Below are 22,117 nucleotides of genomic sequence, written 5' to 3' on the forward strand. Positions count from 1 at the left end.
CGGTGGACCCGGGGTGCCAGGATTGGCCCATGCCGACCGCCACGATGTCCCGCCCGGCCCTCCGGGTCGTCGGCGGCGTCTGCGGCGGCTTCGCTGCCCACACCGGGCTGCCGGTGGGCGCGGTGCGGCTGGTGACCGCGGTGCTCGCCGTGTGCGGCGGCGCCGGGGTCCTGCTCTACGCCTGGCTCTGGGCGACGACGCCGAGCCAGGGTCCGGCGACGCCGACGTCCCTCAAGGCGATGCTCACCCGGCCGTCCACCGAGGGCGACTCCGACGCCGACCGGCACGCACGCCGAGCACCGGTCGTGGAGATCCTGCTCGGCATCGCCCTGCTCGCGGCCGGCGGAGCGATGGTCGCCGCCCGCCTGGGCGTCGACGTCCCGCTCGAGTTCGTCGTGCCCGGGATCGTCGTCGCGACGGGCGCAGCCCTGGCGTGGCGGCAGCTCGACGCGCTCCGCAACGTCCGCTCCGCCGGGTCCTCGGCCCTCGTCGTCCGGGCGCTCGGCGCGCTGGTGCTCGTCGCGCTCGGCATCCTGCTCTTCTTCACGTCGAGCACCCACCCGAACGTGTGGACCGTGCTCACCGCGGCGGCCGCCGTGCTGCTCGGCGTCGCCGTCGTGGTCGCCCCGTGGGTCGTCCGACTCGTCCGCGACCTGGCCGAGGAGCGCGCCGCCCGGGTCCGTGACGTCGAACGGGCCGAGATGGCTGCGCACCTCCACGACTCCGTGCTGCAGACGCTCGCGCTCATCCAGCAGCGGGCCGAACCGGGCTCCGACGCCGCCCGGCTCGCACGCGCCCAGGAACGGGAGCTCCGGTCGTGGCTCTTCACCGAGCAGGCGGAGTCGGCGAGCGACCTCGGCGCCCAGCTCCGCGCGGTCGCCGCCGAGGTCGAGACGGAGTACCCGGCGCGCGTCGAGGTGATCGCGATCGGACCCGCCCGTACCGACCTGCCCGAGGGGCTGGTCGCCGCCGCACGCGAGGCCGTGCGCAACGCCGCCCGGCACGCCGGCGGCGCCGTCAGCGTGTACGCCGAGACCGCGCGGGACCGGGTCGAGGTCAGCATCGGCGACCGCGGGCCGGGCTTCGACGTGGACACGATCCCCGAGGGCCGGTACGGCGTCCGCGAGTCGATCGTCGGTCGGATGGACCGGATCGGCGGCACGGCGACCATCGGACCGGGGCCGGGTCGTACCGGGACCGAGGTCCGGCTCACGCTGCCGCTCCGCGCTGACGACCACCCACCCGTGGGCCCCGCCGACGGTCGACCGACGAAGGAGTCCTCGTGACCGACGCCACCCCGCACCCGCAACCCGGACCGCTGACGGTCGCCATCGTCGACGACCACTCCATCTTCCGAGCCGGCGTGCGTGCCGGACTGCCACCGCGCCTCCAGGTCGTCGGTGAAGCGGCCACCGTCGACGAGGCGGTCGACCTCGTCGCGGCGACCGCCCCGCGAGTGGTCCTGCTCGACGTGCACCTGCCCGGCGGAGCCGGGGGCGGCGGTGCCGAGGTGATCACCCGGTCCGCACCCGACCACCCTGGGACGCGGTTCCTCGCGCTGAGCGTCTCGGACGCGGCGGACGACGTGGTCCGCGTGATCCGGGCCGGCGCCCGCGGCTACATCACGAAGAGCTCCTCGGAAACCGACGTCGCCGAGGCGATCGACCGTGTCGCCGAGGGTGACGCGGTGTTCTCCCCGCGGCTGGCCGGCTTCGTGCTCGACGCGTTCGGTGCGGTGAGCGGCGAGACCGCACAGGTCGACACGGAACTCGACCGCCTGTCCGCACGCGAGCAGGAGGTGATGCGGCTGATCGCCCGCGGGTACGCGTACAAGGAGGTCGCGGGCGACCTGTTCATCTCGGTCAAGACCGTGGAGACCCACGTGTCGAAGGTGCTGCGGAAGCTGCAGCTCTCGAACCGCCACGAGCTGACCGCGTGGGCACTCCGCCGGAAACTGCTCTGACCCGTTCCGTCCCTACTTCGCGCTGATGCGCGTGTACTTGTTGACCGCCCACGGCACGAAGACGACGAGCATCACGGCGATGCCGATGAGGACCGTCAGGATCGGGTGCTGCATCGTCCAGATGTCCGGCACGGGTGCCGATCCGACGTTGCCGAACAGCTCTCGCGCGGCCTGCACGAGCGACGACACCGGGTTCCACTCAGCGAAGACCCGCAGGACCAGCGGCAGGGTGTCGCTCGGCACGAACGCGTTCGAGATGAACGTCAGCGGGAACAGGATCATGAACGAGGCGTTGTTGATCACCTCGGGCGTCTTCACGCTCATGCCGAGCAGGGCCATCACCCAGCTGAACGCGTAGCTGAACAGCAGCAGCAATCCGATGCCCGCGAGGAACTCCAGCGGCGACGAGTTCACGCGCCACCCGATCGCGAGGCCGGTGAGCATCATGATCGCCATCGAGATCCCGTTGAGCGCGAGGTCCGAGTTCGTCCGGCCGACCAGTACCGCGGACGCCGACATCGGCAGGGTGCGGAAGCGGTCGATCAGCCCCTCCTTGAGGTCCTGCGCCATGGCGGACCCGGAGAACGTCGCACCGAACACGACGGTCTGGGCGAAGATCCCGGCCATCAGGAACTGCGTGTAGTCCGTGCCCTCGACCGCGATCGCGCCGCCGTAGACCTGGCTGAACAGCAGGACGAACATGATCGGCTGCAGGACGGCGAACACGAGCATGTCCGGCGAACGCTTGATCTTGGTGAGGTTCCGCTTCGTGACGGTCCAGCCGTCCTCGAACCAGACCGCGGCGGGCGAGGTGACGACGACCGGCAGCTGCCGACCGAGCGCCGTGGTGGTGGCGCTCATCGTGCCGTCTCCTTCTGCTTGTCCTGCTTGCGCTTCGTTCCCTTCGAGACGGTGTCGTCCGGATCGCCGTCGTCGTCGGTCGCGGCGTGCCCGGTGAGCCGGAGGAACACGTCGTCCAGGGTCGGTCGACGCATGCCGGCGTCGTGGAGCTCGATGCCCGCTTCGCCCAGGTCGGCCAGGACACGCTGGAGCGCCGACGGGCCGGCGTCGACCGCGACGGCTCGGGTGCGGCCGTCGCCGGAGACCTCGACGTCGCCGGTGCCGTACCGCCGCAGCACGGTCGTCGCGGCGTCACCGTCGGTCTGGTCGACCAGCGTCACGACGACGCGGTGTCCGCCGACCTGCGCCTTGAGGTGGTCGGAGGTGCCCTCGGCGATGACGGTCCCGCCGTCGATCACCGCGATGTCGTCGGCGAGCTGGTCGGCTTCCTCCAGGTACTGCGTGGTGAGCAGTACAGTCGTGCCGTCGGCCACGAGGCCCTCGATGATGCCCCAGAGCGCCAACCGGCTGCGAGGGTCGAGCCCCGTGGTGGGTTCGTCGAGGAACAGCACGCGGGGGTTCATCACGAGGGCGCCGGCGAGGTCGATCCGTCGGCGCATGCCCCCGGAGAACCCCTTCACCGGACGGTCGCCGGCTTCCGACAGGTCGAACACGTCGATGAGCTCACGTGCTCGGTCCCGGGCCGTGCGGCGGCCCAGGTGGTACAGCCGGCCGATCATCTCGAGGTTCTCGAACCCCGTGAGGTTCTCGTCGACCGCGGCGTACTGGCCGGAGACCCCGATCGACCGGCGAGTGGCCTGCGGGTCCGCGATGACGTCGATCCCGTCGATGGTCGCGGTGCCGGCGTCCGGCGTGATGAGGGTGGTCAGGACCTTGACGGTCGTGGTCTTGCCGGCACCGTTCGGCCCGAGCAGCGCCTTCACGGTGCCCTGCGGGACGGAGAGGTCGAGTCCCGCGAGTGCGTGGACCGGCCCGGACTTCGAACGGTAGGTCTTCGTCAGCCCGGAGGCTTCGATGATGGCCATGTCGCTCCTTTGTCGACCAGGAGAATGTCAGTAGGTCGGTCGGAGCTCTGACGCGTCACACGTCGAAGTCACCGCCGAAGTCACCGAAGCCACCGCCGAAATCGGATCCGCCGTCGCCCCAGCCCGCGCTGTCGACCCCACCGCCGTCGGACGCGCCGGCGTCAGCGGAGTCGGCACCAGTGTCCTCCGAACCACCGTCACCCGCAGCATCGGTACCGCCGTCGAACGATCCCGGGTCCGGCAGGAAGGCGCTCATGATGGCCGAACCGATGACGTAGCCCGCCACGGTGCCGAGGATCGAGGCGCCGATCATGCGGCCGAAGGACGGACCGCCGCCACGCTGCCCCATCCCACCACCCATGCCGCCGAGCGACCGCTCCATGAACCCCGGCTGCCGGATCTCCGAGCGGGTGGCCGCCTGCGCCAGGGAGCGCGGGTCGTCGGCGCGTGGGGCCTCGCCCGCGGGTGCCGTCCGGGTGAACTCGTCGTAGACCATCCGGCGCTGCTCGGGCGTCAGGGTCGCGAACGCTTCGGCGTGGACCTCCTCGATGCGCTCCGGCGGCGCGGTACGGAGGAGGTAGCGGTAGCGCTCGACCGCGCGCTCGTCGTCGGAAGTCGCCGCCGGGCCGGCCGCCTGAGGGGGCTGGTGGTACGACTGCTGGCCGTACTGGTACCCCTGCGGCTGCTGGCCGTACTGGGGCTGCTGGCCGTACTGGGGCTGGCCCCACTGGTTCTGTGTGGTGCCGTTCTGGTCGCGGTCCGGACGTCCGAGCAAGCGGTCGAGGAATCCCATGCCGCCACAGTAGGGAGCACGGACGACCGCTGACTGTACGCGCGCACAGAGTCCTCCGTGAGCCGGTCGTGCAGGATGTGGGCATGACCGCGGACCTCGACGAACTCCGACGGCTGCGCCGTGCACGCAGTCGGATGGACCGCGAGTACGCCGAACCACTCGACGTGCCGTCCCTCGCCGCGGCGGCGTTCATGTCCACCGCGCACTTCAGCCGCCGGTTCCGGGCTGCCTACGGCGAGACGCCGTACGCGTACCTGATGACGCGGCGGATCGAGCGGGCGCAGGCGCTGTTCCGCAGCACCGACCGCAGCGTGACCGAGGTCTGCATGGCCGTCGGCGCGACGAGCCTCGGGTCGTTCTCGTCGCGGTTCACCGAGCTCGTCGGGATGACCCCCACGCAGTACCGCGCCGCCGACCACGACGACCTCGCCGGGCAGTGGAGCTGCCACACGATGGTCGTCACCCGGCCGGTCCGAGCAGGATCGGAGAAGCGCGGGGACGCACAGCGGTCCTAGTGTCGCTGCCATGACGATCCAGATCAGTGGCGTGCACGTGCTCGCCGACGACATCGACGCCGCCGTCGCGTTCTACGGCGACGTCCTCGGGTTCACCGTCCGGAACACCGTCGAGAACGGCGGGTTCCGGTGGGTGACCCTCGTGAGCGACGACCACGCGGACCTCGAGCTCGTGCTCTCCGAGCCGCACGCCGGCCGGTCGCAGGAGGACGGCGACGCGATCGCCGCGCTGCTCGCGAAGGGCGGGCTCTCGATGCTCCAGCTCCGGGTGACGGACCTCGACGCCACGTTCGACCGCATCACGGCGAGCCCCGACGCCGAGGTCCTGCAGGAGCCGACCGACCAGTTCTGGGGCGTCCGCGACGCTGCCGTCCGGGACCCCGCCGGCAACATGGTCCGGATCGCTCAGGCCTGACCCGCGAGCGCCGCCGCCCACACCGCGTGCAGTTCGTCGGCCGCTCCGGGGTGCGCAACGAGGAACGGCTCTCCCACCGGCGGGAACCCGTCCACCGGCCCCTCGCGGGTGAGGACCACCCCGCCGGCTTCGTGGACGAGCAGCACCGCCGCACCGTGGTCGACCGGGTCGAAGGCCGACACGCAGCCGCCGATGCCCCGCCCCGCGGCGACCTGGGCGATCGTGAGCGTCCCGGAGCCCTGGACCCGCAGCGTGCACGATCGGTCGGCCAGCGCCTCGAGGAACGCCACGAATCCGGGCCACGGCCGGGGTCCGTCCAGCTCCGTCCCGACGACGGCCCCGGCGAGTGGCCGTGGTGTGTCGTCGAGCCGGAGCACCCGGTCCCGCAGGGTCGCCCCGCGCCCGCGGCGTGCTTCGAGCACCTCGCCGCGCCAGGGGTCCGCGACGACGCCGACGAGCGGTCGCCCGCCACGCGTCAGGCAGAGCGACATCGAGGTCCAGGGCACGCCGTTCGCCAGGTTCGTCGTGCCGTCGACGGGGTCGAGGTACCACCGGTGCCGGTCGCCGGGTGCCTCGCCGTACTCCTCGCCGGTGAAGCCGTGGGTCGGGAACACCATCCGGACCCGGGAGCGGACGTGCTGTTCGACGAGCCGGTCGACGTCCGTGACGAGGTCGGCCGCATGCGCCTTGGTGGTGACCTCGCTGACGGGGTGCTCCCGGGTGAAGGCGATTACCTCGTGCGCGATCCGGTGCGCGAGGGCCTGCGCACGTGACGCGACCTCGGTCTCGGTCGGCTCACGCTCGGGTTCGGGCCAGCCGTCCCGTTCGGCCTCGGCCAGCGCCGCACGGACCGTCACGACGTCGTTCGTCGTGACCGAGTCGACCCCGAGGCGGGCAGCCCAGAGCGCGGGCTCGGCGTCGTCGACGATCCGGACGGCGACACGGAGGCCGAGGACGTGCGCTGCCTCGACGGTCCGCGGCGTGAGGAACACGACGTCGAGGTCGAGCGTCGACGGGGTCAGGTCGGCGAGGTCGTCCGCGGTCGGCGGGAGGAGCGACTCCCACGTGAGCCAGACGTCCGCGGCGGGCATCTCGGCGCGGACTGCGGCCATTGCCTCGGGAGTACCCCGCCACGCGACGCCCGTGCTGCCGAGGTGTCCTGCGACGGTCCGGGCAGCGACGACCGCGTCCGCCGGGTCCACGAGGTCGACGAGCAGCGTCGCGCGGCACCCGTCGAGGCGTTCGAGTACGGCGTCGAGGCGCGGGATGCGGTCGAGGCCGTTCCCGAGGCGGGCGACGTCGCACCAGTCGACGTCGGAGACACGGCGGGCGTCGCCCCACAGTCGGCCGAGGGTCTCGTCGTGGAGCAGGACCGCGACGCCGTCGGCGGTACGCCGGACGTCGACCTCGATCATCTCCGCGCCGAGCGCCTCGGCGACCGCGACGGCTGGCAGGGTGTTCTCGCGCCGGACCCGCGGCGCACCGCGGTGGGCGACGAGACGCGGCGGACGCACGCCGTGCCTCCCGGCCGATGCCCGTGTCGTGGCGGACGTGACGGGCGCGCGCATGGTCGACGTCATCGGCCCATCCTGGTGACCCGCGACGAACCGCAGGTGGCCTGCGGGTGAACGGCCGACTGCGAGAATGGGGTGTGACCGAACGCACCTGGGGCTGGCTCGCAGCCGTGATCGACGTCGTGCTCATCGTCCTGTTCGCCCTGATCGGGCGCTCCTCGCATGGTGAGACGAACTCAGCCCTCGCGCTGTGGACGACCGCTTACCCGTTCCTCGCCGGCTGGGCCGTCGGCTACGTCACGAGTGGTGCGTGGGCCCGGCCGCTGCGCTTCTGGCCGACCGGCGTCGTGGTGTGGATCCTGACCGTCTTCATCGGACTCGCCATCCGCGTCGCCACGGGGCAGGGCGACGTGGACGGGAACCCGCTGCCGATCTCGTTCGTGATCGTCGCGACCATCGTGCTCGGGGTGTTCTTGCTCGGATGGCGTGGGCTCGCGCGACTGGTCCTCCGAGGGATGCGCCGGCGCACCGCGCGCTGACCCGTTAGAACAGCCCGGCTCGTGGGGCCTCGGGTCCGTCGAAGCCGCGGAACATGTCCGACACGAGCGCCTCGATCTGGGGTTCGACCAGGCGTTCGACCGCCTCGGCGATCCGCGGTCGGTGGTCGATGAGCGCCAGGCAGACCGCGGCCCCGGTGGCCTGGGCGCACTCGTCGGACAGCTCGATCTCGTGGCGGAGCGCCGACTTCGCCTCGTCGGACAGCGGTTCGCGGGGGGTCTGCTCCTGCGCGCCCGTACCGGTCAGCTCCCCGAGCGTGAACAGGAAGGGCTCCCCGGGCGACGGTTCGGGGTCGACGTCGAGCCCCCGGAACTCGGGCTGCAGTCCCTCGGTCGGCTGGTACCCGGCGTGCCGTTTCCGTGCGGCTGCACGCTCGAGTTCACGCTGGAGCAAGGGCAGGTTCCGCGCCGTGTAGTCGTCGACGGCGTCCTCGACGATGGTGGAGATGCGGCCGATCAGAGCGTGCTGCACGGCGTGCGGGACGTCCGGGCCGAAGCCGGCGGCGGTGGCGATCGGCGAGCCCGTGCACTTGCGGCAGATGCGGGTGCGGGGTCGAGCCGTGCCGATCTGCCACCGCGGGAGCCAGCGGAGCCAGACGTCGACAGCACCGCGCACGCGTCCGTCGATGCCGTCCATGGGTCCAGGGTATGCGCCACGCCCGGGATCGCCCCGGATTTCCGGGGCCGTGGGCCGGTCGCGCAGGTCGCACCGTGCGAGTCGCCGCACCGTCGCCGCACCGTCGCCGCACCGTCGCCGACGCAGTGTGCGAGGTTCCGGGCACGGTGCGGGGCCGCGCGGGTCCCACACTGCGCGGAACCTCGCACACTGCGGCTCGGCGGGCGTGCGCCTCGCACCGTGCGAGGCAAGCGCCCCGCGCACCACGCCCGCCCCGACGTCAGGCCTTCGGCTCCGTCACGAAGTCGATGAGCTCCTCGACGCGACCGAGCAGCTGCGGCTCCAGGTCCGCGAAGGTCCGCACCTGCCCGAGGATCCGCTGCCAGGCCCGGGCGATGTCGGCCTGCTCCGCGTGCGGCCACCCGAGGGCCTGGCAGATCCCCTTCTTCCACTCGATCGACCGCGGGATCGTCGGCCAGGCCTGCAGTCCGACGCGTGCCGGCTTCACGGACTGCCAGACGTCGACGAACGGGTGCCCGACGACGAGCACGTGCGCTCCCCACTTGCCAAGCATCACGGCGTCGGCAAACCGGGACTCCTTCGACCCGGGCACCAGGTGGTCGACGAGCACGCCGACACGACGGTCTCGCGAGGGCTGGAACTCATCGAGCACCGAAGCGAGGTTGTCGACGCCGGAGAGCTCCTCGACGACGACGCCCTCGACGCGCAGGTCGGTTCCCCAGACCTTCTCGACGAGCTCGGCGTCGTGCTTGCCCTCGACCATGATGCGCGAGGGCAGGGCCACCCGAGCACGCTGCGACTCCACCGCGAACGATCCGGATGCGGTACGGAGGCGACCGCCGTCGGAAGCATGCCGGACCGCCGGACCGGCACCGGGCCTCCAGTCAGCGTGGACGGAACCCGACGAACCAGCGGAACCCGACGAGCCAGCGGAACCCGACGAACCACCAGGCCGGCCGACCGGCGCCTGCGGGCGGCCCAGCGTCACGAGCTCGCCCTCGAGCAGGAACTGCCCGGTGAAGGGGAAGGAACGGGTGCGGCCCTTCCAGTCCTCGAGCGCGATGTTGCCCGCCTCGAGCCCGACGACGGCGCCCGCCCACCCGGAGTCCGGGTCCTCGAGCACCATGTCGCGTTCGAGCGGCACCTGCCGCACCTTCTTCACCCCGCGGGAGCGCCAGTCCCCCGAGAGCACATCCCCGCCGTACCGGTCGTCGTCCACCCGCACGAGGGTACTGTCGAGTGGGCTCCGGACGACGTCGACCGGCCGATCCCCCACCATCTCGACGGAAGGCTCCCCTTGCGCGCAGCGATCATCCACGCCCCGAACGACATCCGTGTCGAGGACCGCGACCAGCCCGACCTCATCACGCCGAAGGACGTCGTCGTCGAGGTCGTCGCGGCGTGCGTGTGCGGCTCCGACCTGTGGCCGTACCGCGGCGTCACGAAGACGAAGGAGCCGCACCCCATCGGGCACGAGCTCGTCGGGACCGTCGTCGAGGTCGGAGCCGACGTCACGGACCTGCACGTCGGTGACTTCGTCATCTCCCCCTTCACCATGAACGAGGGCACCTGCCAGGCCTGCCGCAACGGCATGACCACGGGCTGCGAGCACCTGTCGGGCTTCGGCGGGAAGGACGCGTACGGCGATCCGGTCGGCGGCGCCCAGGCCGAGTACGTGCGCATCCCGGACGCGTCGGCGACCCTCGTCGCCGTCCCCGGTCCGGTCGACCCGGCGCTCGTGCCGTCGCTGCTGACCCTGTCGGACGTGTTCTCGACGGGCCACCACGCCGCGGTGTCCGCAGCCGTGGGCCCGGGCAAGACCGTCGTCGTCGTGGGCGACGGCGCGGTCGGCCTGTCCGCGGTGCTCGCGTCGAAGCGGCTCGGTGCCGAGCGCATCATCGCGATGAGCCGGCACGCCGATCGTCAGGCGCTGGCACGTGAGTTCGGCGCGACGGACATCGTGTCGGAGCGTGGCGAGGCCGGCGTCGCAGCGATCCGCGAGCTGCTCGGCGGCGACCTGGCCGACTGCGCGGTCGAGGCCGTCGGCACCGAGGAGAGCATGGACCAGGCGCTGCACTCGGTCCGTGCGGGCGGTAACCTCGGCTTCGTCGGGGTCCCGCACGGGGTGCCGACGATCGGCACGCGGTACCTCTTCGACACGAACATCACGATCGCGGGCGGCATGGCTCCGGCGCGGAAGTACATCCCGGAGCTGCTGCCGGACGTGCTGTCGGGTGCGATCGAGCCGGGTCGGGTGTTCGACCTCGAGCTGCCCCTCGACGAGACCGCCGAGGCGTACCGGGCGATGGACGAGCGTCGCGCCATCAAGGTGCTGTTGCGCCCGTAGGGCGCGCACGCGACCACCCCACGGGCCTGGAGGCGCGGTGCCGGCCCGCACCGCGCCTCCAGGCCCGCTGTGGTCGCGTCTTCCCGCTCGACGTGCGCCCGTCCCGCCGCCGCACGTTTCGCGGAACAGAACGCGTGTTTCGAATCGGTAAACAAACCTTTCAGTAAAGAAGGTTGTCCGTTACAGTCCTCGACATGACCACACGAGGACGCACCCCCGGCCAGCCCGGCCTGCTTCGTGTCCTCAACGACCGCGCAGCCCTCGAGCTCCTGCTCGACGACGGCCCGCTCACCCGCAACGAGATCGCGCAGCGCACCGGGCTGAGCAAGCCCACCGCTGCCGAGATCATCCGTCGGCTCGAAGCGGCCGACCTCATCCACGACGCCGGCACCGCGACCCAGACCGGTCGCCGGGGCCCGAGCGCCGTGGTGTACGAGGCCACGACCGACCGCGACCTCGCCGTCGCCGTGGACGTGCAGCTCGTCGACGTCCGCTCCACGGTCGTCGACGCCACGGGCCGCTCGTACCCGGTCGCCACGCACCGGATGTCCCCGGACGAAGTCTGCTCTCCCGGTGCCGACATCGTCGCGGCCGCCATCTCGCGCGCCGCAGCGGCGGCCGGCATCGACCCCGAACTCGTCACCGCGGTCGCCGTCGGGGTCCAGGCGAGTGTCGACCACGCGACCGACACCCTCATCTTCACCGACGGGCTGCCCGGCTGGCCGCGCGACCAGGTCTCGACGACCCTGTCCGAGGCGCTCGGCGTCCGGGTCGTCATCGAGAACGACGCCAACCTCGCGGCGATCGCCGAGCGGAACATGGGCGCCGGACGGGCTCCCGAGTCGTTCGCCCTGTTCTGGATGGCGGAGGGCCTCGGCATGGCCCTCGACCTGCACGGCCACCTGCACACCGGCGCGTCCGGAGCAGCGGGTGAGATCGGCTACCTGAGCGTGCCCGCCGATGCACGCTCCATCGACCCGACGGCCACGATCGTCGCGGACCTCATCTCCGAGTCCGCGATCATCGCCCTGGCCGCCGAACACGGGATCACGGCACCGGACGGCACCGCGGCCGACTGGCGCCAGGTGCTCCCGCAGCTGCCCGGGCTCCCCGAGCAGCACCCCTTCACCACCGCCCTCGGCGAGCGCGTCGGGCACAACGTGCTCCCCGCCCTCGCCGTCGCCGATCCCGAGACGGTCGTGCTGCACGGCCCGACCGGGATCGCGGGTGGTCCCGCCCTGGCTGCCGCCGTGACCGCCTGGCTCCGGACCCGCACGCGCTGGTCCACCGCCGTAGTGGCACCCGGCGTCCCCGACACCCCCGTCCTGCACGGTGCGCGGCACGTCCTCATCGACGTCGTCCGCACCGCGCTCGCGGACCGGCTCGAACGCATCAGCGACGATGTGCCCGCACCGGACCCCGCCGAGCGCCCCTGAGCCGCTCCGCACAGCGGAGTTCCACCCGCACCACTCGAGGCACCACCACCCGGCCCTGTCCCAGGGCTCTTCGGCGCGCCCGGAAACGCAGCCGCCGAGTCGAGACCAGAGAGCGAGTACTGATGCACCCCTCCGCCAGACGATCCACCACGAGGATCCTCACCGCCACGGCCGTCGCCGCCGTCGGTGCGCTCGTGATCGCCGGCTGCAGCTCCGGCAGCAGCGCCGACACGATCGACAAGACCGCGCCGAAGGACCTCAAGGGCACCGTGTCCCTCTGGCACTTCTTCACCGGACGCGAGGCCCGCGTCGTGAAGAGCGCCGTCGCCGGCTTCGAGAAGGCGAACCCGGGCGTCACGGTCGACATCCACGCCGGCCAGGACGACGAGAAGCTCCAGAAGGCGATCTCGTCGGGTCAGAACATCGACGTCGGACTGTCCTACTCGACGGCGATCGTGGGCAGCTTCTGCTCGTCGGGTGCCTTCCGTGACCTCTCGCCGTACATCAAGCGGGACAAGGTCGACCTGTCCGACATCCCGAAGGCCGTGCAGTCGTACACGCAGTACAAGGGCACGCGTTGCACCCTGCCGGCACTCGCCGACGTCAGTGCGCTGATGGTCAACAAGCCGCTCCTGGCGAAGGCGGGCATCACGACGCCGCCGAAGACCCTCGACGAGCTGAAGGCCGACGCGCTGAAGCTCACCACGTACAACGCCGACGGGTCGATCAAGCAGCTCGGGTTCAACCCGCTGATCGACTTCTACGAGAACTCCCCGGAGCACTGGGCCCCGATGGTCGACGGGTCGTGGCTGGACAGCAAGGGCAACAGCGTGATCGGCACGTCCGACGCGTGGAAGAAGCTCATCACCTGGCAGAAGGGCTTCGTCGACGAGATCGGCTACGACAAGCTCAAGGCCTTCACCTCGGGGCTCGGCCAGGAGTTCTCCGCGGACAACGCCTTCCAGACCGGCCAGGTCGCGATGCAGATCGACGGTGAGTACCGCACCGCGTTCATCAAGGACCAGAAGCCGGACCTCGACTACGGCACCGCACCGACCCCGGTGATGGACGGCCTGGGCAACTACGGCTCGACGTACATCGCGGGCAACGTCGCGGGCATCGCGAAGGGCTCGAAGCACCCCGAGCTGGCCTGGGCGCTGCTGAAGTACCTGTCCACGAACACCGACGCACAGGTCACGATGGGCAACGGGCTGAAGAACATCCCGACGCTCACCTCGGCGCTGCAGTCCCCCGACCTCGAGGTCGACGAGAACTACAAGACCTTCGTCGACGTCGCAGGCAACGCGGACACCATGACGTCGCCGGGCACCGCGGACGGTGCCGCCTACATCGGCACCTTCACGAAGTTCTGGCAGGCCTACCAGGAGAAGGGCGGCGACCTCGACGCCAAGCTCAAGAAGCTCGACTCCGACATCGACAACGCCAACCAGCTGGCTGGTCCGTGACCATGACGGACGTCACCACCCCTGAGACCGGCAGCCTGGAGGCGCGGCCCACCCGCTCCTCCCGGCCGCCGGCCAGCGCCGGGTCGCGTTCGACGGCCCCCGGGACCCAGCCACGTCGGCGGCGCTCCGCCGAGTCCCGCCGCCTGGTCGCCCTGACGATGCTCGCCCCGGCCCTGGCGGGCCTGGTGATCTTCTTCGCCTACCCGCTCGTCGCGTCGATCTTCTACTCGTTCACGCGCTACAACCAGCTGCAGGAACCCGAGTTCGTCGGGCTGCTGAACTACCGGTTCCTGTTCACGCAGGACCCGCAGATCTGGCCCGCGGTCGTCAACACGCTGTGGTTCGTGGTCATCCTCGTGCCGGTCCGGATCGTCTGCGGGCTCCTGGTGGCCGGGCTGCTCAGCCGCGCCAAGACGGCAACAGGGTTCTGGCGGACGCTGTTCTACCTGCCCGCCCTGGTGCCGCCGGTCGCGAGCGTCGTCGCGTTCGTGTTCCTGTTCAACCCCGGCACCGGCCCCGTCAACCAGGTCCTCCGGGTGTTCGGCATCGACGGCCCGCTGTGGTTCAACGACCCGGCGTGGTCGAAGCCGTCACTCGTGATCATGGGCGTCTGGGTGATGGGCGACATCATGATCATCTTCCTGGCGTCGCTCCTGGACGTCCCGCGCGACCTGTACGAGGCCGCGTCGCTCGACGGTGCGAACGGTGTCCAGCAGGTTCGGCACATCACGCTGCCGACGATCGCGCCCGTCATCGGCTTCGCGGCCGTCACCGGGGTGATCGCCGCGCTGCAGTACTTCACCGAAGCCGCGGTGGCCTCGGGTGTCGCGAGCGGGAAGGCGACGATCGGCGGTGGGACGGCGGCGCAGCTCGGCTACCCGGGCACCTCGCTGCTCACCTACACCGAGCTGCTCTACCAGCACGGGTTCGCGAACTTCCAGTTCGGCTACGCGTCCGCGATGGCCGTGGTGCTGTTCGTGGTCACCGCGGTGGTGCTCGTCTTCACGATGCGCCGGATCAGTGTGTTCCGGCCGGAGGAGTCCTGATGACCGCTGTCTCCCAGTCCCCACTGGCCCGCGCGCCGCGGGGAACCGCCCCGCGCACCGGCCGCCCCCGTGGGCGCACCCTCGTCTGGATCGCCGAGCACGCCGCGCTCGTCGCGCTCGGTGTCCTGACGATCGCCCCGATCGTGTTCGTCGTCCTGACCTCGCTGATGTCGAGCAACCAGGCACTGACGGCGTCGATCCTGCCGCGCCCGTTCGACTTCTCGAACTACGCCCGGGTGTTCACCGAACTGCCGCTCGCGCAGTGGTTCGGCAACTCGTCGATGTACGCCGTGCTCGCCACCGCGTTCATGCTCGTCAGCTCGGTCCCGGCGGCGTACGCGCTCGCCCAGATCAAGTTCAAGGGCGCGAACCTGATCTTCACGGTGATCATCGTCGCGATGCTCCTGCCCCCGCAGGTCACCGCGGTGCCGGTCTACGTGATGTGGTCCCAGCTGCACCTGACCGGCACGCTCTGGCCGGTGATCCTGCCGAACCTGCTCGGCGACGCGTTCAGCATCTTCCTGCTCCGCCAGTTCTTCATGACCATCCCGAAGGAGTACGGCGACGCCGCACGGATGGACGGCTGCAGCGAGTGGGGCGTGCTCTGGCGGGTCGTCGTGCCGATGGCGCGTCCGGGCATCGCGTCGGCGGCGATCTTCATGTTCTTCCACTCCTGGAACGACTACTACGGCCCGCTCCTCTACGCGTCCGAGAACCAGGCCGCCTGGCCGGTGGCGTACGGACTCGCCACGTTCCGGGGCCAGCACGGCACGGACTGGTCGATGACGATGGCGATGACCGTCGTCGTCATGGTCCCCGTCGTCGTCATCTTCTTCTTCGCACAGAAGGCATTCGTCGAGGGCATCGCGCTCACCGGCGTGAAGGGATAGCACCACAGTGAAACTCGCAGTCATCGGTGGCGGATCCACCTACACCCCCGAACTCGTGGACGGCTTCGCCCGGCTCCGCGACCAGCTGCCCATCGACGAACTCTGGCTCGTCGACCCCGACCCGGTCCGACGCGAACTCGTCGGCGGCGTCGCCAAGCGGATGTTCGCGCACGCCGGACACCCGGGTACGGTCCACGTCACGGACGACGTCGTCGCCGGGGTCGCGGATGCCGACGCCGTCATGTTCCAGCTCCGCATCGGTGGGCAGGCCGCCCGGCAGCAGGACGAGACCTGGCCGCACGACGCGTGCTGCATCGGGCAGGAGACCACCGGGCCCGGCGGGTTCGCGAAGGCGCTCCGCACCGTGCCGGTCGTGCTCGAGTACGCGGAGCTCGTCCGGAAGCACGCGAAGCCGGACGCCTGGATCGTGGACTTCACGAACCCGGTCGGCATCGTCACCCGCGCCCTGCTCGAGGCCGGCCACCGCGCCGTCGGGCTCTGCAACGTCGCGATCGGGTTCCAACGGCGCTTCGCCGCCGAGTTCCAGGTCGACCCGTCGGCCGTCCGGCTCGACCACGTCGGCCTCAACCACCTCACGTGGGAGCGCGGCGTGCACGTCACGGACGCTTCCGGTGAGCGTGACGTGCTGTCCGACCTGCTCGCCGCCGACACCGGTGCCCTCGACCGGATGGCGGAGAGCGTGCACATGCCCGCCGACCTCATCCGCCTGCAGCACGCCGTCCCCTCGTACTACCTGCGCTACTTCTACAGCCACGACGTCGTGCTCGAGGAACAGCTGCACGAGCGCACGCGCGCCGAGGCCGTGATGGAGACCGAGTCGGCACTGCTGGCCAAGTACGCCGACGAGGCCGTCGTGACGAAGCCGGTCGAGCTCGAGCAGCGCGGCGGTGCGTACTACTCCGAGGCCGCCATCGACGTGCTGTCCTCGATCCTCGGCGACCGCGGCGAGGTGCAGGTCCTCAACGTCCGGAACGACGGCACGTTCCCGTTCCTGCCCGACGACCACGTGATCGAGGTCCCGGCACGCGTCACCCGGCAGGCGATCACGCCGCTGCCGGTCTCGCCGCTCGCCCCGGACATGGCAGGCCTGGTGTCGCACGTCGCCGGGTACGAACGACTCGCCCTCGACGCAGCCGTGCACGGTGGCCGCGACCGCGTGCTCCGCGCGATGTGGGCGCACCCCCTCGTCGGACAGGTCGACAAGGCCGAGAAGCTCACCGACCTGCTCCTGGCCGCGAACGCGGAGCACCTGCCGTGGACGCGATCGGAGCAGTTGACGTGGGCGGGCTGAGCCGGGGTCCGTCGGGGACCGCCCGGGTCGAACGGCCGCCGGCGCCGGTCCCCCCGCACCCGAACGACGTCGTCCTCGCCGTCGACGGCGGCGGGAGCAAGACCGACGTCGTCGCCATCGCACTCGACGGTTCGATCGTCGGGCACGCGCGGGGGCCCGGTTCGAACCCGCAGACGCGCGGGTGGGACGTCGCCGGGCCGATCCTCGACGACGTCCGCTCCCGGGTCGTCGGCGAGCTCGGCGACCGTCGGATCCGGACGACGCACGTGTACCTCGCCGGGCTCGACCTGCACGACGAACTCGTCGCCGCCACCACTGCGCTCGCGCACTGGGAGTCCGACGGCGGGGCGCCGCACGTCCTCGACAACGACCTGTTCGCGCTGCTGCGGGCGGGAACCCTGTCCCCGGACGCCGCCGCCGTGGTCTGCGGCACGGGCATCAACGCGCTTGCCGTGCGGGCCGACGGCACCACGGCCCGGTTCCCGGCCATCGGGGACGTCTCCGGCGACTGGGGCGGCGGCGCGTACCTCGGCAACCGGGCGCTGTGGCACGCTGCCCGGGCGGACGACGGCCGCGGTCCGGCGACGGCACTGGTCAGCGCGGTACCGGCGGCGGTCGGGCTCCGGAGCGTCCGCGAGGTGACCGAGGCCATCCACTTCGGACGCCTCGACCAGCGGGTGTTCAACCGGCTGTGCCCGGTGCTGTTCGAGGTAGCCGCGGCCGGTGACGTGGTGGCCTCACGCGTGGTCGCACGGCAGGCCGAGGAGATCGTGATCCTCGCGGCGGTCGCCCTCGAGCGGCTCGGACTCGGCGGCTCGGCAGCCCACCCCGTGCCCGTCGTGCTCGGCGGCGGGGTGCTCGCGGCCCGGCACCCGTTGCTCGTGGACGGGGTGGTGTCGGGACTCGCGGAGCGCGTGCCCGGAGCCGTCCCGACCTGGGTGACCGATCCTCCGGTGCTCGGGGCGGGGCTGGCGGCGCTGGAGTCGGTCGGAGCCGACGAGGCAGCGCTCGACCGCTACCGCGAGGCCGTGCGCTCCCGCTCCTTCACGAGCACGACGGCCCTCATCCGCTGACGCGGGACCCGGTGCGGCCGCGCCGCACGCCACGGGGTTTCGCGCCCAGCGACAGTTCACGGCCACCAGGACCCGTGAACTGTCGCACAGCCCGAAACGAGATCACTACCGGACGGGAGGCGCGGTACCAGCCCGCACCGCGCCTCCAGTCCGACCGGCCGACAGCCGACAGCCGACAGTGCGACCCGCCGCACCCGCCGCGGCCGCGGCCGCGCCCGCGGCCCCGCTACGCGCGCGCCAGCATCCCCAGCGTGTCGACCACCCGGTTCGAGAACCCCCACTCGTTGTCGTACCAGGCGACCACCTTCACGTGACGGCCCTCGTCGACGCGGGTGAGCAGCGAGTCGAACACGCTCGACTCCGGCCGCCCCGTGATGTCCGTCGACACGAGCGGGTCCGCCGTGAACGCGAGCACACCCGCGAGCGGCCCGGCGGCGGCTGCACGGTAGGCCTCGTTCACCTCGTCGACCGTGACGTCGCGCGACACCACGGTGTTCAGCTCGACGATCGACCCGACCGGCACGGGCACCCGGATCGCGTCACCCGAGAGCTTGCCCTCGAGACGCGGCAGCACGAGCCCGATGGCCTTCGCGGCACCGGTCGACGTCGGCACGATGTTCACCCCGGCAGCACGCGCGCGTCGGAGGTCCCGGTGCGGCCCGTCCTGCAGGTTCTGCTCCTGCGTGTACGCGTGCACGGTCGTCATGAACCCGTGCTCGATGCCCGCGAGGTCGTCCAGCACCGAGGCGAGCGGGGCGAGCGCGTTCGTCGTGCAGGACGCGTTCGAGATGACGGTGTGCGCCGCCGGGTCGAACACGTCCGTGTTCACGCCGTAGGCGATCGTGGCGTCGGCCCCGGTCGCCGGAGCGCTGATGAGGACACGACGGGCGCCCGCGGTGAGGTGTCCGGCAGCGGCGTCGCGTGCCGTGAAGCGCCCGGTGGACTCCAGGACGACCTCGACGCCGAGCTCGCCCCACGGCAGGTCCGCGGGTTCGCGCGACGCCAGGACGCGGACGCGTCGGCCGTCGATCACGAGCGTGTCGCCGTCGACCTCGACGGTGCCCGGGAACGGGCCGAGCGCGGAGTCGTACCGGAACAGGTGGGCGAGGGTGTCGGGTGCGGTGAGGTCGTTGACGGCGACGACCTCGAGGTCGTCGCCCCCACGCGCGATGAGTGCACGGAGGGTGTTCCGGCCGATGCGGCCGAAGCCGTTGATGGCGATGCGGGTCATGTGGACTTCCTTTCGTTCCGCGGTCCATGCTCACCGGCCTGGAGGCACGACTCCAGTGGCAGGGAAGCCAGCGTCCGAAAGGATGTCGCCACCAGAGCGTGGTTCGCGTCAGTCCTGGAACGTGCGGCGGTACGCGGTCGGCGAGGTCCCGAGGATCCGCCGGAAGTGCGTCCGCAGGTTCGCGTCCGACCCGAGGCCGGCACGCTCGGCGACCTGGTCGATCGACAGGTCCGAGCGCTCCAACAGCTCACGCGCGAGGTCGACCCGGGCACGGAGCACCCACTGCATCGGCGTGTACCCGGTGTCCTCCACGAAACGTCGCGAGAACGTCCGCGGCGAGACCCGGGCGATCCGGGCGAGCACCTCGAGCGTCAGCGGATCGGCGAGGTGCCGGAGTGCCCACTCGCGCGTCGCGGCGAACACGTCGCCGAGCGGCTCCGGCATGCTCCGGGGCACGTACTGCGCCTGACCGCCGCTCCGGTACGGGGCGCTCACCAGGCGCCGGGCGACGTGGTTCGACAGGCCGACGCCGTGGTCCTGGCGCACGATGTGCAGGCACAGGTCGATCCCGCTCGCCGCCCCGGCACTCGTCAGCACCGAGCCGGCGTCGACGAACAGGACGTCCTCGTCGACGTCGACCTCGGGGAACCGATCACGGAGCACCCGCGTGTAGTGCCAGTGCGTCGTCGCCCGGCGCCCGTCGAGCAGCCCGGCCTCGGCGAGCGCGAACGCCCCCGTGGAGATCGCCGCGATCCGCACGCCCCGCTCGTGGGCCCGGGCGAGCGCGGCCACCACGTCCGCGGGCGGTGGCGTGTCCGCGGGGAACCGGTAACCGGGCACGAACACCGTCTGCGCCCACTCGAGTGCGTCGAGCCCGTGGTCGACCGCGTAGGCGAGCCCGTCCCCGCCCGTGATCCGACCGACCCGGGGCCCGCACACCCGGACCTCGTACGGCATGCTCGGCCGGTTCGAGAACACCTGCGCGGGGATCCCGACGTCGAGCGGTTTCGCCCCGTCGAGCACGAGGACCGCGACGCGGTGCAGCGGTGTCGAGGACATGCTCCGACGCTAGCCGAGGAGCAGGTGCTCGACCTCGACGCCGCCGGCGCAGCGGCACTGCACGCGGACCTGCTCCGTCAGGCGGCGGAGCGGGACTGACTCAGGCGTCCCGGATGGCGAGCACCCGGTGCGGCGCGGCCTGTTCCGCCCGCCACCCGGTCGGCAGCGCGTCCCGGAGCTCGGGCAGTGTGAACGACCGCCGGATCGAGCGCAATCCGTCGACGCGCACGAACGTCCCGGCTGCGACGAGCGCCGATCCGATCGCGTACGCCCGGTAGGCCTCGGTGGAGCGCCGGATGTCCGAGTGCAGGCTCCGGCTGCCCGCCAGTGACTCCGAGTCGGCGAGGAACCCGTGGCGCTCCTCGTCGCCGAGGTGGTGCAGCACGTGGTTCGACACGACGACGTCGAACCGCTCCCCCGCGGCCACGAGCTCCTGGCTGGACTGCTGCCGGAACGTGACGCCGCGCGGGGTGGAGCGCTGTGCGGCCTCGATGGCACGGGCGTCCGGGTCGGCACCGACGACCTCGACCTCGAACCCGTCCGCCGCAGCCCACCGCACGAGCGCCCGTGCGAGGTCACCGCCGCCGCACCCGAGGTCGAGGATCCGCCCGCGACCGCTCGCCGGCAGCGCTGGAGCGACGTGCGTCCGCCACGCCGCACGCCAGCCGCTGACGAGGGCGTTGACGAGTGCGAAGCGACGGAACGTGCGCGCCAGGGCGCGCGGGTCGCAGTCGGGGTCGTCCATGAGTTCGGTCAGGTCGAGCGCACGGGTGCGCAGGTCAACGACCTGGAGGCGCGCCCCGGCTCCGTCCCGCTCGCTCACGCTGCTCCCGTGGTCGCGACCGGCACCCGCTGCGGTTCGACCGCGGGCGAGGCCTCGGTCCGCACGGCGGTCAGGCGCGCCGACTCGACCGTGAGCCCGGGACCGAACGCGAGGGCGACGACGTCGCTGCCGTCCTCGAGGCCGGCGTCGACGGCGTCCCGCAGCACGAAGAGCACGGTCGCGCTGGACATGTTCCCGTGTTCGCGGAGCACCCGACGGCTCGACGCCATGGCCGCGTCCGGCAGCCCGAGGGCCTCCTGCGTCCGGTCGAGGATGGCGCGTCCACCGGGGTGGACCGCCCACACCGGGACGTCCGCGGGCGTGCCCACGTGCTCGAGCAGCGGTGCGACGGCGCCGGGGACGTGTGCGCCGACGAGTTTCGGGACCGCAGTGGACAGCACCATCTCGAACCCCTCGTCGCCGATGTTCCACGCCATCTCCGACGCGCCTTCCGGGACGACGGCCGTCGCGAAGCCCTCGAGCCGGAGCCCGGCGCCGTCGGACGCCACCACGGCAGCAGCGGCTCCGTCGCCGAAGACGCTGTTCGCGACGATCTGGTCCGGGTCGTCCGATGCCCGGACGTGCAGCGTGCAGAGCTCGGCGCAGACGACGAGGACCACCGCGTCCGGGTCGGCCTCGACGAACGCGGCGGCGATCCGCAGCGCCGGGAAGGCCGCGCAGCACCCCATGAACCCGATGTGGTGGCGGAAGACCCCGGCCGGGAGTCCGAGTTGCTCGACGACGTCGATGTCGGGGCCCGGCTGCGTGAACCCGGTGCAGGAGACCGTCACGAGGTGCGTGATGCGTTCCGGGGCCACGCCCGCGCGCTCGACGGCGTCGCGGGCAGCGGCGACGAACAGCGGCGGCGCGAGTTCGCGGTACCGGTCGTTGCGGGCCCCGGTCGTCGGGGACCGCAGGGTGCCGTCGTCGTCCCGGAAGGCACCACCTGCGCGCGACGAGTCCAGCTCGTCGAGGACGGTGTGCCGGTGGTCCACGGCCGAGGCGTCGAACGCCGCCGGCACGAGTCGGCTGCCGAGCCGGCCGAGGCCCGGCTGCGAGGAGAAGAGGTCGCGCACGCGGCCCTGGTCGAGCGTCGTCGCGGGGACGGCGGTACCGATGGCGCGGATCGTTGCGGTCACGACCCATCTTGTCAC

At 71.8% G+C, this 22,117-nt stretch carries 22 protein-coding genes; 12 read left to right on the forward strand and 10 right to left on the reverse strand.

Going from position 1 to position 22,117, the window contains the following annotated elements; genetic code table 11:
• Positions 1-29: 29 nt before the first annotated feature.
• On the forward strand, positions 30-1,286 hold the full coding sequence (locus FS532_RS13215) for an ATP-binding protein (RefSeq protein ID WP_144755058.1): 1,257 nt from the start codon (positions 30-32) through the stop codon (positions 1,284-1,286).
• Positions 1,283-1,963: a LuxR C-terminal-related transcriptional regulator gene (locus tag FS532_RS13220; protein WP_144755061.1), complete on the forward strand. Its 681-nt coding sequence runs from the start codon at positions 1,283-1,285 to the stop codon at positions 1,961-1,963. The genes FS532_RS13215 and FS532_RS13220 overlap by 4 nt, the downstream gene beginning before the upstream one ends.
• Positions 1,964-1,975: 12 nt before the next feature.
• On the opposite strand, the gene FS532_RS13225 is transcribed toward FS532_RS13220, so the two are convergent.
• From FS532_RS13225 to FS532_RS13235, 3 genes are read right to left on the reverse strand one after another with little or no spacing between them, the layout of a single operon-like run.
• Positions 1,976-2,824, reverse strand: coding sequence for an ABC transporter permease (locus FS532_RS13225; protein ID WP_222121992.1), 849 nt, complete (start codon positions 2,822-2,824; stop codon positions 1,976-1,978).
• Entirely contained in the window at positions 2,821-3,849 is a 1,029-nt protein-coding gene (locus tag FS532_RS13230) for an ATP-binding cassette domain-containing protein (RefSeq protein ID WP_144755064.1), read from the reverse strand. The genes FS532_RS13225 and FS532_RS13230 overlap by 4 nt, the downstream gene beginning before the upstream one ends.
• Positions 3,850-3,904: 55 nt before the next feature.
• Positions 3,905-4,642, reverse strand: coding sequence for a hypothetical protein (locus tag FS532_RS13235; RefSeq protein WP_144755068.1), 738 nt, complete (start codon positions 4,640-4,642; stop codon positions 3,905-3,907).
• A gap of 83 nt (positions 4,643-4,725) precedes the next feature.
• Here FS532_RS13235 and FS532_RS13240 point away from each other — a divergent pair, with 83 nt between their 5' ends.
• Both FS532_RS13240 and FS532_RS13245 read left to right on the forward strand, forming a co-directional pair.
• Complete coding sequence (locus FS532_RS13240; protein WP_144755070.1) at positions 4,726-5,157, forward strand: helix-turn-helix transcriptional regulator; 432 nt, start codon at positions 4,726-4,728, stop codon at positions 5,155-5,157.
• Positions 5,158-5,167: 10 nt separating this feature from the next.
• Entirely contained in the window at positions 5,168-5,572 is a 405-nt protein-coding gene (locus FS532_RS13245) for a VOC family protein (RefSeq protein ID WP_144755073.1), read from the forward strand.
• Here the strand turns inward: FS532_RS13245 and FS532_RS13250 are convergent.
• A complete protein-coding gene (locus FS532_RS13250) occupies positions 5,563-7,152 on the reverse strand; it encodes an inositol monophosphatase family protein (RefSeq protein ID WP_144755076.1) in 1,590 nt (529 codons plus the stop codon). The two genes, FS532_RS13245 and FS532_RS13250, sit on opposite strands and share 10 nt — an antisense overlap.
• 71 nt (positions 7,153-7,223) lie before the next feature.
• Here FS532_RS13250 and FS532_RS13255 point away from each other — a divergent pair, with 71 nt between their 5' ends.
• Entirely contained in the window at positions 7,224-7,625 is a 402-nt protein-coding gene (locus FS532_RS13255) for a DUF3054 domain-containing protein (protein WP_144755092.1), read from the forward strand.
• A gap of 4 nt (positions 7,626-7,629) precedes the next feature.
• Here FS532_RS13255 and FS532_RS13260 read toward each other — a convergent pair whose 3' ends face one another.
• Both FS532_RS13260 and FS532_RS13265 read right to left on the reverse strand, forming a co-directional pair.
• Entirely contained in the window at positions 7,630-8,280 is a 651-nt protein-coding gene (locus FS532_RS13260; RefSeq protein ID WP_144755095.1) for a spermidine/putrescine ABC transporter substrate-binding protein, read from the reverse strand.
• A 259-nt stretch (positions 8,281-8,539) separates the two neighbouring features.
• Complete coding sequence (locus tag FS532_RS13265; protein ID WP_186322036.1) at positions 8,540-9,499, reverse strand: DUF3097 domain-containing protein; 960 nt, start codon at positions 9,497-9,499, stop codon at positions 8,540-8,542.
• A 78-nt stretch (positions 9,500-9,577) separates the two neighbouring features.
• On the opposite strand from FS532_RS13265, the gene FS532_RS13275 reads away from it, so the two are divergent.
• The 7 genes from FS532_RS13275 (at position 9,578) to FS532_RS13310 (ending at position 17,850) form a co-directional block, all read left to right on the forward strand.
• Positions 9,578-10,627 (forward strand): zinc-binding dehydrogenase, encoded by a 1,050-nt coding sequence (locus FS532_RS13275; protein ID WP_144755097.1) that lies wholly within the window; start codon positions 9,578-9,580, stop codon positions 10,625-10,627.
• A gap of 194 nt (positions 10,628-10,821) precedes the next feature.
• Entirely contained in the window at positions 10,822-12,063 is a 1,242-nt protein-coding gene (locus FS532_RS13280; protein ID WP_144755100.1) for an ROK family transcriptional regulator, read from the forward strand.
• 122 nt (positions 12,064-12,185) lie between these two features.
• A complete protein-coding gene (locus FS532_RS13285; protein WP_144755103.1) occupies positions 12,186-13,529 on the forward strand; it encodes an extracellular solute-binding protein in 1,344 nt (447 codons plus the stop codon).
• Positions 13,530-13,531: 2 nt separating this feature from the next.
• On the forward strand, positions 13,532-14,575 hold the full coding sequence (locus tag FS532_RS13295; protein WP_222121996.1) for a carbohydrate ABC transporter permease: 1,044 nt from the start codon (positions 13,532-13,534) through the stop codon (positions 14,573-14,575).
• Positions 14,575-15,465 (forward strand): carbohydrate ABC transporter permease, encoded by an 891-nt coding sequence (locus tag FS532_RS13300; protein WP_144755106.1) that lies wholly within the window; start codon positions 14,575-14,577, stop codon positions 15,463-15,465. The genes FS532_RS13295 and FS532_RS13300 overlap by 1 nt, the downstream gene beginning before the upstream one ends.
• Positions 15,466-15,472: 7 nt before the next feature.
• Positions 15,473-16,777: a 6-phospho-beta-glucosidase gene (locus tag FS532_RS13305; protein ID WP_144755109.1), complete on the forward strand. Its 1,305-nt coding sequence runs from the start codon at positions 15,473-15,475 to the stop codon at positions 16,775-16,777.
• A complete protein-coding gene (locus FS532_RS13310) occupies positions 16,765-17,850 on the forward strand; it encodes an N-acetylglucosamine kinase (protein ID WP_260852700.1) in 1,086 nt (361 codons plus the stop codon). Before FS532_RS13305 ends, FS532_RS13310 begins: the two co-directional genes overlap by 13 nt.
• A 226-nt stretch (positions 17,851-18,076) precedes the next feature.
• Here the strand turns inward: FS532_RS13310 and gap are convergent, their stop codons facing one another.
• From gap to FS532_RS13330, 4 genes are all read right to left on the reverse strand, one after another.
• A complete protein-coding gene (gene gap, locus FS532_RS13315; protein ID WP_144755112.1) occupies positions 18,077-19,081 on the reverse strand; it encodes a type I glyceraldehyde-3-phosphate dehydrogenase in 1,005 nt (334 codons plus the stop codon).
• A gap of 108 nt (positions 19,082-19,189) precedes the next feature.
• Positions 19,190-20,140: a GlxA family transcriptional regulator gene (locus FS532_RS13320; RefSeq protein WP_144755115.1), complete on the reverse strand. Its 951-nt coding sequence runs from the start codon at positions 20,138-20,140 to the stop codon at positions 19,190-19,192.
• 100 nt (positions 20,141-20,240) lie between these two features.
• Complete coding sequence (locus tag FS532_RS13325; RefSeq protein ID WP_260852701.1) at positions 20,241-20,963, reverse strand: methyltransferase domain-containing protein; 723 nt, start codon at positions 20,961-20,963, stop codon at positions 20,241-20,243.
• On the reverse strand, positions 20,960-22,102 hold the full coding sequence (locus FS532_RS13330) for a type III polyketide synthase (RefSeq protein WP_144755118.1): 1,143 nt from the start codon (positions 22,100-22,102) through the stop codon (positions 20,960-20,962). The genes FS532_RS13325 and FS532_RS13330 overlap by 4 nt, the downstream gene beginning before the upstream one ends.
• Between the last annotated feature and the right edge of the window lie 15 nt (positions 22,103-22,117).

This window comes from Curtobacterium pusillum, assembly GCF_007673235.1.
GTDB lineage: Bacteria > Actinomycetota > Actinomycetes > Actinomycetales > Microbacteriaceae > Curtobacterium > Curtobacterium pusillum_C.